The organism is Photobacterium marinum (assembly GCF_000331515.1).
GTDB lineage: Bacteria > Pseudomonadota > Gammaproteobacteria > Enterobacterales > Vibrionaceae > Photobacterium > Photobacterium marinum.
The window spans coordinates 21,400-34,873 of record NZ_AMZO01000011.1 but is presented as its reverse complement, the minus strand read 5'-3'; the positions used below and the strand labels follow the sequence as shown (position 1 = coordinate 34,873).

At 41.2% G+C, this 13,474-nt stretch carries 12 protein-coding genes; 7 read left to right on the top strand and 5 right to left on the bottom strand.

The features are described 5' to 3' along the window. Nucleotides 1–171 precede the first annotated feature (171 nt). Nucleotides 172–1,209: an HNH endonuclease gene (locus tag C942_RS24340; RefSeq protein ID WP_007464756.1), complete on the bottom strand. Its 1,038-nt coding sequence runs from the start codon at nt 1,207–1,209 to the stop codon at nt 172–174. A 79-nt stretch (nt 1,210–1,288) separates the two neighbouring features. Next, the gene (locus C942_RS08675) at nt 1,289–2,188 is read right to left on the bottom strand and encodes a hypothetical protein (protein ID WP_007464754.1); all 900 of its coding nucleotides are present in this window, start codon (nt 2,186–2,188) and stop codon (nt 1,289–1,291) included. 781 nt (nt 2,189–2,969) lie between these two features. Between C942_RS08675 and C942_RS08670 the strand changes: the two genes are divergently transcribed. Further along, nucleotides 2,970–3,665, top strand: a complete 696-nt coding sequence (locus tag C942_RS08670; protein ID WP_007464752.1) for a YagK/YfjJ domain-containing protein — start codon at nt 2,970–2,972, stop codon at nt 3,663–3,665. 36 nt (nt 3,666–3,701) lie between these two features. Here the strand turns inward: C942_RS08670 and C942_RS08665 are convergent, their stop codons facing one another. Genes C942_RS08665 through radC form a run of 3 tightly spaced genes read right to left on the bottom strand, consistent with a single transcriptional unit; the run spans nt 3,702 to nt 5,123 of the window. Further along, entirely contained in the window at nt 3,702–4,196 is a 495-nt protein-coding gene (locus C942_RS08665) for a lecithin retinol acyltransferase family protein (RefSeq protein WP_007464750.1), read from the bottom strand. A gap of 13 nt (nt 4,197–4,209) precedes the next feature. Beyond that, nucleotides 4,210–4,650: a DUF2787 family protein gene (locus C942_RS08660; protein WP_007464748.1), complete on the bottom strand. Its 441-nt coding sequence runs from the start codon at nt 4,648–4,650 to the stop codon at nt 4,210–4,212. Beyond that, nucleotides 4,647–5,123 (bottom strand): RadC family protein, encoded by a 477-nt coding sequence (gene radC / locus C942_RS08655; RefSeq protein ID WP_007464746.1) that lies wholly within the window; start codon nt 5,121–5,123, stop codon nt 4,647–4,649. Before radC ends, C942_RS08660 begins: the two co-directional genes overlap by 4 nt. A gap of 142 nt (nt 5,124–5,265) precedes the next feature. Between radC and C942_RS08650 the strand changes: the two genes are divergently transcribed. The 6 genes from C942_RS08650 to C942_RS08625 all read left to right on the top strand — a co-directional run bounded on the left by C942_RS08650 (nt 5,266) and on the right by C942_RS08625 (nt 13,442). Further along, on the top strand, nt 5,266–5,457 hold the full coding sequence (locus C942_RS08650) for an AlpA family transcriptional regulator (protein WP_007464744.1): 192 nt from the start codon (nt 5,266–5,268) through the stop codon (nt 5,455–5,457). 114 nt (nt 5,458–5,571) lie between these two features. Beyond that, nucleotides 5,572–7,701, top strand: a complete 2,130-nt coding sequence (locus C942_RS08645; protein WP_007464742.1) for a RecQ family ATP-dependent DNA helicase — start codon at nt 5,572–5,574, stop codon at nt 7,699–7,701. Then, nucleotides 7,701–9,032, top strand: a complete 1,332-nt coding sequence (locus tag C942_RS08640) for a DNA-processing protein DprA (protein ID WP_007464740.1) — start codon at nt 7,701–7,703, stop codon at nt 9,030–9,032. Before C942_RS08645 ends, C942_RS08640 begins: the two co-directional genes overlap by 1 nt. A 195-nt stretch (nt 9,033–9,227) precedes the next feature. Next, the gene (mads1, locus tag C942_RS08635; RefSeq protein WP_007464736.1) at nt 9,228–9,407 is read left to right on the top strand and encodes a methylation-associated defense system helix-turn-helix domain-containing protein MAD1; all 180 of its coding nucleotides are present in this window, start codon (nt 9,228–9,230) and stop codon (nt 9,405–9,407) included. An 89-nt stretch (nt 9,408–9,496) separates the two neighbouring features. After that, a complete protein-coding gene (locus C942_RS08630; RefSeq protein WP_007464734.1) occupies nt 9,497–12,172 on the top strand; it encodes a type I restriction-modification system subunit M in 2,676 nt (891 codons plus the stop codon). After that, nucleotides 12,165–13,442 carry a restriction endonuclease subunit S gene (locus tag C942_RS08625; RefSeq protein WP_007464732.1) on the top strand — a complete coding sequence of 426 codons (1,278 nt, stop codon included), beginning with the start codon at nt 12,165–12,167 and terminating at the stop codon, nt 13,440–13,442. The genes C942_RS08630 and C942_RS08625 overlap by 8 nt, the downstream gene beginning before the upstream one ends. Nucleotides 13,443–13,474 lie beyond the last annotated feature (32 nt).

Sequence of the window (13,474 nt, the reverse complement as noted above, 5' to 3'; positions counted from 1 at the left end):
TGATTTTCCCTGCGCTGGCGTAAGCTGAATTGGTGATATAACCTATTGTTTAAAAACGTTTATTTTAAATTTGCTTTTCTTTTGGAATACCATTTGGAATACAATAGGTTATGGTTATTAATGGATGTCTATGGATTAATGGTGACGATTAGAGCCAGGATTGTTTTAAAACTATCTGGCATTTTTCATATCAAATTCTTGGTTATGATAATCCATATAGCTTTTGAACCTTTCAAGGGAGTCAAAATCAAGATGCGTGATATTAAGTTCATGACCACTCTCTAACCCAAGCCCATTCATTTGTCTCATATCTAACGATGGTGAGACTTCAAGTTTGTATTTGTTATTATTAAATTTGAACGTTATAAGGTGGTTATCAAAAAGCTTATCAATGTGAGCACACAGCATAATACCATTTGCACCATCAAGTCGTTCCTTAGTTGTTTTACAATCTTTCCATGCTTTAATGTGAGAGGCAATCAGTATGTCACGGACATCAGTTAGTGTTATTGCACATTTCTCACCACCCCATGTGTTTATTACATGCTGCCGAAATTTCCCTTGGCCTACTCTTGCCATGATAAGGCTTTCTCGTTCCGAGTGGGAAAGAGATGTATCATCGACAATCTGATTTATATCAATACTTAAATTATCATCGAGTACTTGCTTTTCAACAAAATCTGGATCTGCAAGATTGAGTAACACATAACGGTTATTACCATAATGTTCGGTAATATCTATAGGTTCATCGAACCATATTAAATCATGAGGCTTAAATCTTATATTAAATAAGTTTAATGCGTCATCTTCTATGAAAGAGCTTGTATCAATATCTAGTGATTTGAGTTGTTGATACATATCATCAAACCAACCAGACTCATGGTAGTTAGATATAGCTACTTCGGCTTGCTTTCGGGTGACACACTCAACCTTTTTAATTTTACCCAAACATAATTTTCGATTACCGTCCATAGTATATAACCATATCGCATAGTCTAATCCTTGATGTTTTTTGTTTGGTGTGTTGATAGGTTGAAGAAATGAGTATTTATATCCATTAATAAGCTTACTGTGGTCGTTCAACCATTCTTCGTGACCATAACCTCTATCGTATTCAAATGAGTTACGATCTTTACTCTTGCCAAAATTTCCTGAAGGTAATATCCACTTATTTGTATTGAAGCAGATTCTTGCAAGTTTGTTTTCCATGGTAATACTCTGAAAAGGTCCTTAATAAAAGTTTATGGTTTGTTAGTCATGATCTTATTATGATTACGATAAGATGGTTTTAATTTAATCTTTCATATTCATCATTTATCAGCCGCTCTATTGTGTCACATATTTTACTGTTTGTGTGTTCAACTATTTTATCAAGTTTACTTTTAGTCGTTTTTGACATACTAATGCTATATGATTTCTTTCCATTTTGTTTAGACCTATACTTATACTGTGTCCATGCCTTTCTCATCTTCATTAAGATTAATTCTTTATCTCTATCGTCGTTGATGAGATCAAACAAAGCAATTGCAGAGAAATATTTCTCTTTATTGTTGATTGACTTAAATAGTCTTCGAGAATGATTGGTTGTGCGTATTTCTTTTAAGTATGATAAGGCCCATTCACATTGCTTTTCATTATATCTATCAATTAATGATTCTAAGCCTTTTTTGTTTAGGATATACTCCCATTCTCTTAATAAATCTTTGGCTATAATCTTTCTTTCTTCTATTTGTGCATTAGTCTCTTGAAAAGATTCAATTAAGCAATTACGACGAGCTAAAGTTGTAGCAGTGTCTGGATCTAATTTGTTTAGGTTTAGTTTGTTGATAGCAGTTTCAATTTTTAACTTTCTTGAGTAAATTTCTTTGTCTTTATTTAATTGTATATAACCCCAGGCCCAGTTTATTGCTCGTTCATCAACAGCACTTAGCCAAAACCAATCTTGGTTACATATCTTTTCACTCTCATAAGTCTTAATCATTTGTTTGACGCGGAACTTTAATTCTTTTTCTGAATATTTTTCAGCTAAATATTTATTTATTAGTCGGTTTTTTTCATCTAAAGGCTCTCTTTGGAAATATAAAAAATAATCAATGCCTTTTGGATCTATATTTAAATATTTAGCGTAAAACATGGCTTCACTTTCTGATTTTGCTTCAATTCGTTCTGAACTAGAAAAATCTAACATCTCCAATCCCTTGTATGAAATTAACAGTTAAAAACCACAACTACTTTGATATCTCCGTGTAGATATCTTGATGATTTTCGAGTGACTTTACCGTAGTTTTACAGTGTCTTTCTATAGAGTTTGTCACAAGTTTTTATAGAGTTTACAGATAAGAGCATGTATCTTAAGTTATTGATATGAATGAAGCTGTTATTTGTCTCTCTGAGATGGATGACTTGGCTTAAGCAGACATATGAGTTGAGTTATGAACATGTGGGTGGATGTGACATGCTCACGCTTTGTTGAGTGGATAAAGCTGAGGGGGGAGATGTGATATGCAGAAAACCTAGGACGTAGTTAGTTTTATAATGGCTCCTTGGCTCCTTGGCTCCTTAGATCTATGTGGTCGTTATTTTTTTATTGTTCTTGTAATAGTATGCCCAGGGTTGGTATGACTCTGATAATAAAAGTACTTATTAATTAAAGGTACCAATGTCTGCTTAATGGAGATGTAATTCATATTAACTTTTGCCCTTAAGTTGAGAGTGGTATTTAATCTGTTTGTTCTTTGGTTTTATTGCTGTTAGATATTTTGTCTTAAGGTTAAAACTGTCGGTATTGTTTAATATGTTTTAGCAATCATTAGATTAATCATATATAAAAATAATAGTAAGAAGTGATAGGGAAGGTTAGTAGATGAGTAATCATCGAATAGATAATCATGTAGAACTAATTATGTAAGGTGGTTAATTATTACATCTAGTCCTCTTTGTATGTTGAATACAAACCTAGAGGTTCAGAAATGAGTAACTATCAAAGAAAAAACAAATTCCACAAGAATGCTTGTTATAAAGGAATTGAGTTAGCAGCTAAGAACGCTCCATATGTAAGCTGTTATTTAAATAGCATCGATAAGGTAATAAACTATACGAGTGAACTGTACAGCCGAGTTTTTGCGGTTACTTTTGTTCTTCGCTATCCACGCAGGTATCGACAGAATCCAATGTATAATGACATTGGAGGCTTTTTTAGGTCTTTTAAAGCTAAGCATGATGCAGAACTTGATAGGAGAAATAAGAGAGGGGTAAGAGTTCATCGTAATAGAGGTGTTCACTATTTGTGGTGTCGTGAGTGTAATGAGGCTATTAACGACCACTTCCATGTAATGGTATTTCTTAATAAAGATAATTTTCAGAGGGTCGGCAAAATTGAAACACCACGCGAAAATTATGATAGAAAGAGTGTCTATCAAATGTTAGTTGAGGCATGGGCTCAGGTGCTGAATATTTCAGTATATGATGCGCATAGGGCTGTTCATATTCCACGGAATCCATATTACTATTTAGAACAAAACTCTCGTAGTTATAGAGAGCAGTTCTGTAATTTATTTCAACGAGCAAGTTATATGGCGAAATATCAAACAAAAAACATTTCAAGCGATAGGCGTTCTTTTGGATATAGTCAGCGACGAAGAGAGCACTTAAGTGTTTTCAACTAAAAAAAGAAGCCCTATATTCAGGGCTTCTCACTCTTATTAAGGACGATGTAATAGGTCCCAGGCCCGCCACTGCGAAGCTCGTAAAAAAAGTTTTGCTTCAGACTTTAATTGTGTCAGAAGTACATTACTATTTGACCAATTACCATTGAGGCAATAGCTACAAAATTGATGGCAATTACGAGACAGCAGAGAGTAATCATGAAGGCTTCCTACCATTGACTCTGCAAGTATTGCTATATCCTCATCACCAACAGCCCGGCCATTACAATCACAACTGACATATATTGTGATGGCCGTGGTTCCAGCCAAAAAACCTCGAGATGAAACAATCTCAATCAAGCCATATTTATTACGGTGAACAATTTGATCGTCACCGATATAAATACCAGAATGTTCAGCATGACCGAATGCCAAGTCACAGTAAACGACACTGCCACGAATAGGGTAAGGTGTTTTGTTGAACAGGTTATCGTATAGGCTTTGAGCTAAATTCCCTAACAAAGATACGCTAATTATCTTTACTAAATTCATTTATCTTCCTTGTTTATTCAAAGTAATCAATAACTTTAAGATGTAAGTCATTTAGCTGTTCTGTTGTCAGGTGCTTGTAGAAAGCGATAACCCAACTATTTAGTAATGCCTGGACCTTTGGCTGTGACAAAGTACATTGACGTGTTTCCGGGTGATAGAACCAACTGTGTGCGAAATTAAAGTAGAGTGACAGTTCACTCCTGGATGGCGTGTCATTAATTACATCAAATGTGGCGATAAATCTCAGTTGCCAGAAAGCTTTTATTTGTTCTCGTTCAAGCTGCATTTCGACAGGTTGCAACGGGTTCTTAGAGCTACTCTCTTTTTGACGAAAGTTAAGATTAATGCGCTTTGCATCTTCAGGAATGACAAAGCCACCTAAGATAGTGCTAATTAGCTCTGAAAGCGTGCTGTTGATACTTGTTTGATGGTTGCTAATCATTACTTGGTTCATAGATAGCCCCTCTCAGCGAATGACACACAATCTCTTCCGACCACGATATGATCCAAAACCCGTACATCGATTAAGGCCAGAGCCTCGACAAGGCGTCGAGTAATGCGTCTATCTGCGTTAGATGGGGTAGGATCTCCGGAAGGGTGGTTGTGAGCGATGATGACTGCTGCAGCATTAGCATTCAGAGCTGCTTTTACTACCTCTCGTGGATAGACATTGGCAGAGTCTATTGTTCCTAAGAACAGTACCTTGAACTCAATGAGTTGGTGCTGGTTGTCCAAAAACATAACTGCGAAAACTTCCCGTTTCCGATGACCTAATTTGTAGGCTATGTAGTCTTTAGTCGCTTGAGGGTTACAGAATGCATCTCCTCTAACGTAGTTTCTTTCAAGAATCTCAGCTGCTTGTTCCAGTACCTGACGTTCGCTGACAACCGCTACACGACGATACAAAGTTGGATGTGGCTTATGCATAAATACCTCTATTAATTAGTAAGAGAGTGAATTCATGCTGATGACATATATCTGAAAAAAGATTAATTGGTGGCAGTCAAGAAACAGTTTTTTTTCTACTCGAAGGGGAATCCATTGAAGAGAATTAAATGGAGATTTTTCAATGCGATTCATGAGATTAAAAGAAGTAATGAATGTGACTGGTTTAAGCCGTTCAAGTATTTACAACTTCATGGCTGAAGGGACTTTTCCGAAGAGTGTCCCACTTGGGGGCAGAGCCGTAGCTTGGGTTGAGGATGAGGTTCAGGAATGGATGGAAGCGAAACTTATTGAACGTGCGACTAGTCTGAATTAACTATAGCGCTAGTTAGTTGATATTTTGCCTATTCAAGAGTTAGATTATGTCACTGCATTGTATGCAACAAGTTTTTATTATTGTTCGGACTTTATAATTCTAACGGTGGGCTAGATGAATAGACAAGACGCAGAGTTGCTACTTAGAACCGCAATTGGCCAAGAAGATGCACATTTTCGTGATGGGCAATGGGAAGCCATTGATGCACTGGTAAACCATCATCAGAAACTGTTGGTTGTACAGCGAACAGGATGGGGTAAGAGCTCGGTCTATTTTATCAGCACAAAAATCTTCAGGGATAGAGGGCAAGGTCCAACAATCATCGTTTCGCCGCTTCTTGCTTTGATGCGTAACCAAATTGAGTCTGCAAAGCGATTGGGTATTAACGCTGTAACGATGAATTCAACCAATATTAATGATTGGGAGAAAGTGAAGCGCGAGATCTTAGATGGTGAGGTTGATTGTCTATTGATATCTCCTGAGCGTCTTGCAAACGATAATTTTGTTGAAACAGTCCTTCGCCCAATCTCGGACAAAATTTCCTTAATGGTTGTGGATGAAGCGCATTGCATTTCGGATTGGGGGCATGATTTTCGTCCTGACTATCGACGTATTACTAATATCCTAAAGCTATTACCTGATAATACGCCTGTATTAGGTACAACAGCTACGGCGAATGATAGAGTGGTGGATGATATTCAAACTCAGCTTGGCAATATTGAAATTCAACGAGGGTCACTTATTAGGGAGAGTCTTGCACTACAAAATATTGTTCTTCCTGATCAACCATCTCGCTTAGCTTGGTTAGCCCAGGTTATACCTAATTTAGATAATACAGGTATTGTATATGTGCTTACACAGCGAGATGCTGAAATCGTTTCGCGTTGGCTCAATACATGTGGTATCGACGCTAAACCTTATTATAGTGGCGTGACAAATTCTGACTTTGTCAATGAACGAGGGAAGTTAGATACTGACACGTATCGCGAACACCTTGAGCTGCAGTTGCTGAACAATGAGCTGAAAGTTCTTGTTGCGACAACAGCGTTAGGTATGGGGTATGACAAACCTGATTTGGGCTTTGTTATTCACTTTCAAGCTCCTGGCTCGATTGTTGCCTTTTATCAGCAAGTTGGTCGTGCAGGACGGGGTATTGATTCTGCTGTAGGTATTTTAATGTCAGGGGAAGAAGATGCCAGAATTCATGAGTTCTTTCGAAAAACAGCGTTTCCTACGCAAGCTAATGTTCAGCGAATTTTGAATGCGCTTGAACCCGTTGACTATTTAACTCCAGAAAGCTTAGAAAAAGAAGCCAATCTCCCCCAGGGAAGAATTGAGCACGTCCTAAAGTTTCTTGCTGCCGAATATTCAGCTCCAGTAGGGAATGTTGGTAAAAAATGGCATCGAAACCCAATTCCTTATCGAATGGACATGAATAAGGTTCAAGCTATAACGGGGATTAGAGAAGCTGAATGGATGGAAATGACCGAGTACCTCGAAAGTAAAGATTGCTTGATGCTCACCGTCCGAAATGCCTTAGATGATCACTCAACTGAACCATGTGGTAAGTGTGAAAATTGCATAGGCGAAGAGTTATTGCCTACGAGGATAGATGAAACACTCGGGCAAAAGGCTGCAGGCTTCCTTTGCCGAAGTGAGATGGTAATGGAACCAAGGAAACAAATTGCAGCCTCAAATGATGAAGCAGCCAAAACTTTTATAAGATATGATTTTCCTAGAGTATTGGGAGAATTAGCAGCGGAACCTGGTCGAATATTGTCTCGTTGGGGAGATGCTGGATGGGGCCAGATGGTTGCAGATGATAAGCATAGCAACCACTTCAGGGATGAGCTGGTGGATGCGACCGCTGAAATGATTATTGAACGATGGCAGCCAGAAGACTTCCCAACGTGGGTGTGTTGCATCCCATCGCTAAATCATAAGACGTTAGTACCTGATTTTGCGAAGCGTTTAGCTGATAAACTTGATCTTCCATTCGTGGATTCTTTGGAGAAAGTATTAGAGAATGAACCACAAAAATGGCAGCAGAACAGATACCATCAGTGTTCGAATTTAGACGGTGCATTCAAGGTCACTAAGTTAGGCCCTGAAGGCAGTGTTTTATTAGTCGACGACGTAGTTCGATCAAAATGGACCTTTACAGTTGGTGCTGCGCTATTGAAGCAGGCTGGAAGTGGTAAAGTATACCCAGTCGCTTTAGCTTCCACATCGGTAAATGATTAATGAATTTAACAGCAACAGCACAAGCGATTATTTTGCTTACTAGTTACTTTGGTAAGCAGGATAAAGATGCCGCAAAACCGCTCACCAATGCGGAGTGGGCGCGTTTTGCAATGTGGTTGAGAGATAGCAAACTAAGCCCTGCCGACTTATTGGATAACAACAAAAATGAGTTGTTGTCCCAGTGGCGAGACCCCAAAAATAAAGTTACCCAAGAGCGGATTGAAGCTCTATTAAAGCGTGGTCATAGCATGGCGTTGGCTCTTGAGAAGTGGAGTCGTTCTGGCTTATGGGTAATTACTCGTGCAGATAAGGACAGCTATCCTAAACGTTTACTACACAAACTAGGTAATCAAGCTCCTCCAGTTCTTTATGGCTGTGGCGATAAAGAGTTACTAAAAGCTGGTGGTGTCGCAGTAGTCGGATCTCGTAATGCTGCACAAACAGATCTAACGTATGCAGAGCAAGTAGGAGTGAAGGCTGCGAGCTCAGGTTTGGGTACAGTCTCTGGTGGTGCTAGGGGGGTGGATGAAGCGTCTATGTTAGGTGCGATGAATGCTGGCGGAGCAGTTATTGGTGTGCTAGCAGATAGCTTATTGAAAGCTTCCACATCTGCAAAATATCGAAGTGGCCTAATGAATAGCAACGTTGTGTTGGTATCCCCATTTAATCCTGAAGCTGGCTTTAACCGTTTCAATGCGATGGATCGTAACAAGTACATCTATTGTTTGGCTGATACCTCTGTAGTCGTCCACTCAGGTACCAAGGGCGGAACATGGGAAGGGGCTCTTCAAAACTTAAAAAAAGGTTGGATTCCTACATGGGTCAAACAAACCAAAGACCCACTTGCTGGCAATGCCGCAATTGTCGCTGCAGGGGCAAACTGGTGCAGTGGGAACATTGCAGAGTTAGATGTTCAATCATTGTTGGTTAGCAGCACTAATCTTAGCGCTAGCAATCAAAATGAACTATTTGGCCAACCGCAAGCCGATCTTTTCTCACCGCTTATCGACGTTCCAGAGGTGGACATAAAACAAAGTCTTACCTCAGAAGAAGACTCTGAGTCAGAACTAACAGTCGTTAAGGTTGTATCAGAAGATGCTGATAGCTCTCAATCGCCTGAAGCTACACCTAAAGTTGTATCTAAAGAGAGTTTCTTTGAGCTGTTTGTTCAATATTTGCAAATTGCAGCGAGTGAGGCTGTTTCTGAAGCGGAACTTGTTGAATCGTTAGGGCTCCACAAAAGTCAGGTGAAAGCATGGCTAGGTGTGGCAGTAGAACAAGGGCTAATAAGGAAACAGACAAGGCCGGTTAGATATCAATGGATTAGTTAATACTAGACTGTACTAACTTTAAATTTTCGGCCTTGATAGAGGCGTAACTGCAGTACTAGGAATGCTTTCCCAGTAATCAAACTAATCATAGGCAGTGCACATTGCACTGCCCAGATCATTGTCCATTCCCCAATTTTCCCATATTCTCTCACCATCAAACTTATCAACAAAATCGGTTAGAGCTAACACGCTGAAATGAATGATCAAATATTAACCTTGAAAGAGGTGGCGGCGTATTTAAAACTTGCCGAAAAAACCGCCTACAGACTCGCCAGTGAAGGTAAGCTACCAGGCTTTAAAGTGGGTGGTTCTTGGCGCTTCAAACGTGAAGATCTTGAAGCCTGGATAGAGAAGCAAAAAGGTGTGGCTGAATAATAGCCTATTGGCAACCAAGCCCCTCTATCTTTAATCCATTATCCAATTCAACGGTTCCGCGCTGGCTGAACACAATCATTGAGAAAATTATGCAAAAACTGACGCTTAACAAACTGTCCCGTAAGCTTTTTGAAGCTTGTGACATTCTGCGGGGCAAGATGGATGCTTCTGAATACAAAGAATACATTTTCGGAATTCTATTCCTTAAACGTATGTCTGACCAGTTTCATAAAGACTATGAAACCAAAGTAAAAGAGTTAAAAAAAGCTGGTCATAGTGACGCGGCTATCCAAACTGTAGTTAGTAAAGCGTCTCAGTTTAGTTTTTTCGTACCAGAGAAAGCGCGCTGGGAAAATCTGCGCCATTTAAAAACAAATGTTGGCTCAGGGCTAAACAAAGCGCTGGAAGCATTGGAAGAGAGCAATACCAAGAAAGGCTTGGAAGGCGTGCTCAAGCACATCAATTTCAACCGTAAGGTGGGTAAAAAACCCATCCCAGATGAGCGTCTGGTTGAGTTTATTCAGCACTTTGACAGCATCCCTCTCTCAAATGACGATTTCGAATTTCCCGATCTATTGGGTGCTGCCTATGAATACCTGATCAAATACTTCGCCGACAGCGCGGGTAAAAAAGGCGGTGAGTTTTACACTCCAGCCGAAGTGGTGCGCTTGCTGGTGGAAATTCTTGAGCCAGCTGAAGGCATGGAGATCTACGATCCGACTTGCGGTTCGGGCGGTATGCTGATCCAAAGCCGCAACTACGTGCAGGAAACGGGCGGCAACGTTAAGAAAATTCACCTGTTCGGCCAAGAAGACAATGGTGGCACCTGGTCTATCTGTAAGATGAATATGATCTTGCACGGAACAGGTGGCGCAGACATTGAAAATGGTGACACTCTAGCCACACCATTGCACCGAACCAAAGACGGGGAAGTGCGACCTTTTGACCGCGTGATTGCCAACCCTCCGTTTTCACAGAACTATAAGAAAGCGGATATGCAGCTCAAAGAACGCTTCAACACCTTTATGCCAGAGTCTGGTAAGAAAGCGGACTTGATGTTTGTGCAACACATGGTGGCTTCGCTCAAAGCCAACGGTAAAGCGGCTGTAGTAATGCCTCATGGCGTATTGTTCCGTGGCGCAGAAGAGCGCACTTGTCGCCAAGACTTTATTGAACGTGGCATTCTTGAAGCCGTGATTGGCCTGCCGCAAGGTTTGTTCTACGGTACGGGCATTCCTGCCTGTGTGTTGGTGCTCAACAAAGCTGGACGTGAAAACCGTGACTCAGTGCTGTTTATTAACGCTGACCGTGAATATCGCGAAGGCAAAAACCAAAACAGCCTGCGCCCCGAAGATATTGAGAAAATCACCAGCGTCTATAAAGCGATGCTGGAAGATGAAAAGCACCCAGGCGTTGAAAAATATGCCCGTCTTGTACACAAAGGTGAGTTATCCAAGCCCGAAAACGACTATAACCTCAATATTCGCCGTTATGTTGATAACAGCCCGGCACCAGAGCCGCAAAATGTGAAGGCACACTTGAATGGTGGTATTCCAGCCGCAGAAATCGATGCCCTACAAAGTACCTGGAACGACTACCCAGGTTTGAAAGAAAGCCTATTCGTACTGCGAGCAGACAAAGACTATCAAGACTTCGCTGATGAGTTCGATGCATTGTCATCGCTTAAGCCACATATTGAGAACTTCTCTGCTGTGCTTGAAAAACACGCTGCTTTCCAAGCCGTACTGGATGGTTGGAAGCAGGACCTTGCAGGCTTTGAAGCTCTGGGCGATAAAAAGCTCGGGGAGAAAGGGGTATTTGCGCTTCGCCGTGAATCACTCAATACCATCGAGCAGCACTTAATGCCTATCAAACTGTTGAACCAATACAAGGTGCGTGGTGCACTGGCAGATTGGTTTAAAACCCTGGAAGCCGATTTTAAATCTGTCGCGGCGAGTGGCTGGAACGCAGAGCTCATTCCTGATGAAGTGCTGTTTGCCAGCCAGTGTGCAGACGTCGTGGAAGAGCTGGAAACCAAGCAGGCTCGAATCAGTGAACTGCAAGCCTTTGTCGATGCAGCAGATGAAGAAGACTACGAGCCTGCCGATGAAAACCCTGCGTTACCTAGTGAATACGTTAAACAACTCAAAGACGAGCTTAAAGCTCATAAAGCGACCATCAAAACCAGTTTGGCGGTACTGAAAGCGCAGATCAAAGATGCGTTCATCCAGCTTAAAAACAGTGCGGAACTACCAAAAGGCACTAAGCAGGGGGACTTTGCTAAAGGGCTGACGGGTAAGGAGCTGAACTTTTCCATTCACAAAGAAATACTGGGTTTGGCGGGTGAGCTTGGCGTTCAGCTGGACAACTTTGAGCTGATTAAAGAGCACGCCCGCAAAGGCGCAATGGCTGCCGCTGAAGCAACCGCGATTGAAGCAAAGTTTGCGGCACACAAAGCGTTAGAAGATGAGTTGAAACAACTGAAAGCCGAAATTAAGGAAACGGAAAAACGCCGTGATGAACTGCTTGATGCTGCCCGTGACGCAATTACACCAGAAGAAGCGAAGGTCCTGATTCTGGAACGGTTCAAAACCGAGTTGGATCGCCAATACCAAAGTTATGTGCGTGCGTTGTTGCTTGACCGTATCGCTGCAGTTGAGAACTTACATAGCAAATACCAAGTTACCGCCAAAAGCATCATTGCCAAACGAGACCAGGAAGCGAGCAAGCTGGCTGGCTTTATGAAGGAGCTTGGCTATGAGTGATTGGGTACGAATTCCCTTAGATGAGTTAGTTGATGTTATTGACCCTCATCCAAGCCATAGGGCACCTGATGCGGTAGTCCAAGGTATTCCGTTTGTTGGTATTGGGGATATCCGAGAAGACGGCTCACTGATTGAAGGAAAAGGCAGAATAGTTTCCGAGAAAATATTTGATGAGCATATTAAACGCTACCAGATATCAGATCGCACTATCGGCTTTGGACGAGTGGCGACTATTGGTAAAGTCATCAGTTTTCGGAATCCTACGACTAAGTTTGTTGTATCTCCAACTATGGCCGTGTTAGAGCCTAAACCTGGGACCAATAGGGATTTCATCCTTCATGCTCTGCAAAGTGAGGATATACAGGAGCAGATTGATAAGCTCCTAACCGGCTCAACAAGATCCTCACTTGGTATTGAGTTGCTTCGAAAGCTCACGATACTTCATCCTGCTTCAGCAGTAGCACAGAAGATATCGAACGTATTAAACTCAGTATCGAACCAAATCGGTGCAACTCAAGCCCTTATCGACAAATATACAGCTATCAAACAAGGCATGATGGCGGACTTGTTTAGCCGAGGTATCGACCCAGAAACCAAAGCCCTTCGCCCAACGTTTGAAGAAGCGCCAGAGCTTTATCATGAGACGCCATTGGGAATGTTGCCTAATGGGTGGGATGTAAAAACACTTGGAGATATATCCGAAAAAATCACAAGTGGCTCTAGAGATTGGGCGAAGTTTTACTCTTCAGAGGGCGATCTTTTTGTTCGGATTAGCAATCTTACTCGCGAGCATGTGAATTTTCGTTGGGATTCAGTTAAATATGTCGATATCGGTGGTGGTTCTGAGGGGGAAAGAACCCAGCTACAGCCTGGTGACATTCTTGTTTCGATTACTGCGGATTTAGGTATTGTTGGTGTTGTCCCAGAAGATATGGGGAGAGCTTATATTAACCAACATACGGCACTAATTCGCTTATCCACTGATGGTGAAAATGCGAGATTTATTGGCAATTACTTGTCGTCTCGCCGTGGACAGGAGCAGTTTGAGAAAAACAATGATTCAGGTGCAAAAGCTGGTATCAATTTACCTACAATCGCCTCGCTTTGCTGTCCAACCCCTGAGGGAAAAGAGCAAATTTTAATAGCATCAAAAATCGATGCTTTAGACGAGGTTATTGCTGACCTCAAAAGGGAAAAGTCGAAAAACATTTCACTTAAGCAAGGCCTAATGCAAGACCTCTTAACAGGCCAAGTCTCAGTCCCCGCATAATAAAAATATAAAAAGTGGCAGCAGGTAAATGG

Excerpts from the sequence above, each read along its gene's own strand:
- C942_RS24340 (WP_007464756.1), bottom strand. The coding sequence starts at position 1,209 with ATGGAAAACAAACTTGCAAGAATCTGCTTCAATACAAATAAGTGGATA.
- C942_RS08675 (WP_007464754.1), bottom strand. The coding sequence starts at position 2,188 with ATGTTAGATTTTTCTAGTTCAGAACGAATTGAAGCAAAATCAGAAAGT.
- C942_RS08670 (WP_007464752.1), top strand. The coding sequence starts at position 2,970 with ATGAGTAACTATCAAAGAAAAAACAAATTCCACAAGAATGCTTGTTAT.
- C942_RS08665 (WP_007464750.1), bottom strand. The coding sequence starts at position 4,196 with ATGAATTTAGTAAAGATAATTAGCGTATCTTTGTTAGGGAATTTAGCT.
- C942_RS08660 (WP_007464748.1), bottom strand. The coding sequence starts at position 4,650 with ATGAACCAAGTAATGATTAGCAACCATCAAACAAGTATCAACAGCACG.
- radC (WP_007464746.1), bottom strand. The coding sequence starts at position 5,123 with ATGCATAAGCCACATCCAACTTTGTATCGTCGTGTAGCGGTTGTCAGC.
- C942_RS08650 (WP_007464744.1), top strand. The coding sequence starts at position 5,266 with ATGCGATTCATGAGATTAAAAGAAGTAATGAATGTGACTGGTTTAAGC.
- C942_RS08645 (WP_007464742.1), top strand. The coding sequence starts at position 5,572 with ATGAATAGACAAGACGCAGAGTTGCTACTTAGAACCGCAATTGGCCAA.
- C942_RS08640 (WP_007464740.1), top strand. The coding sequence starts at position 7,701 with ATGAATTTAACAGCAACAGCACAAGCGATTATTTTGCTTACTAGTTAC.
- mads1 (WP_007464736.1), top strand. The coding sequence starts at position 9,228 with ATGAATGATCAAATATTAACCTTGAAAGAGGTGGCGGCGTATTTAAAA.
- C942_RS08630 (WP_007464734.1), top strand. The coding sequence starts at position 9,497 with ATGCAAAAACTGACGCTTAACAAACTGTCCCGTAAGCTTTTTGAAGCT.
- C942_RS08625 (WP_007464732.1), top strand. The coding sequence starts at position 12,165 with ATGAGTGATTGGGTACGAATTCCCTTAGATGAGTTAGTTGATGTTATT.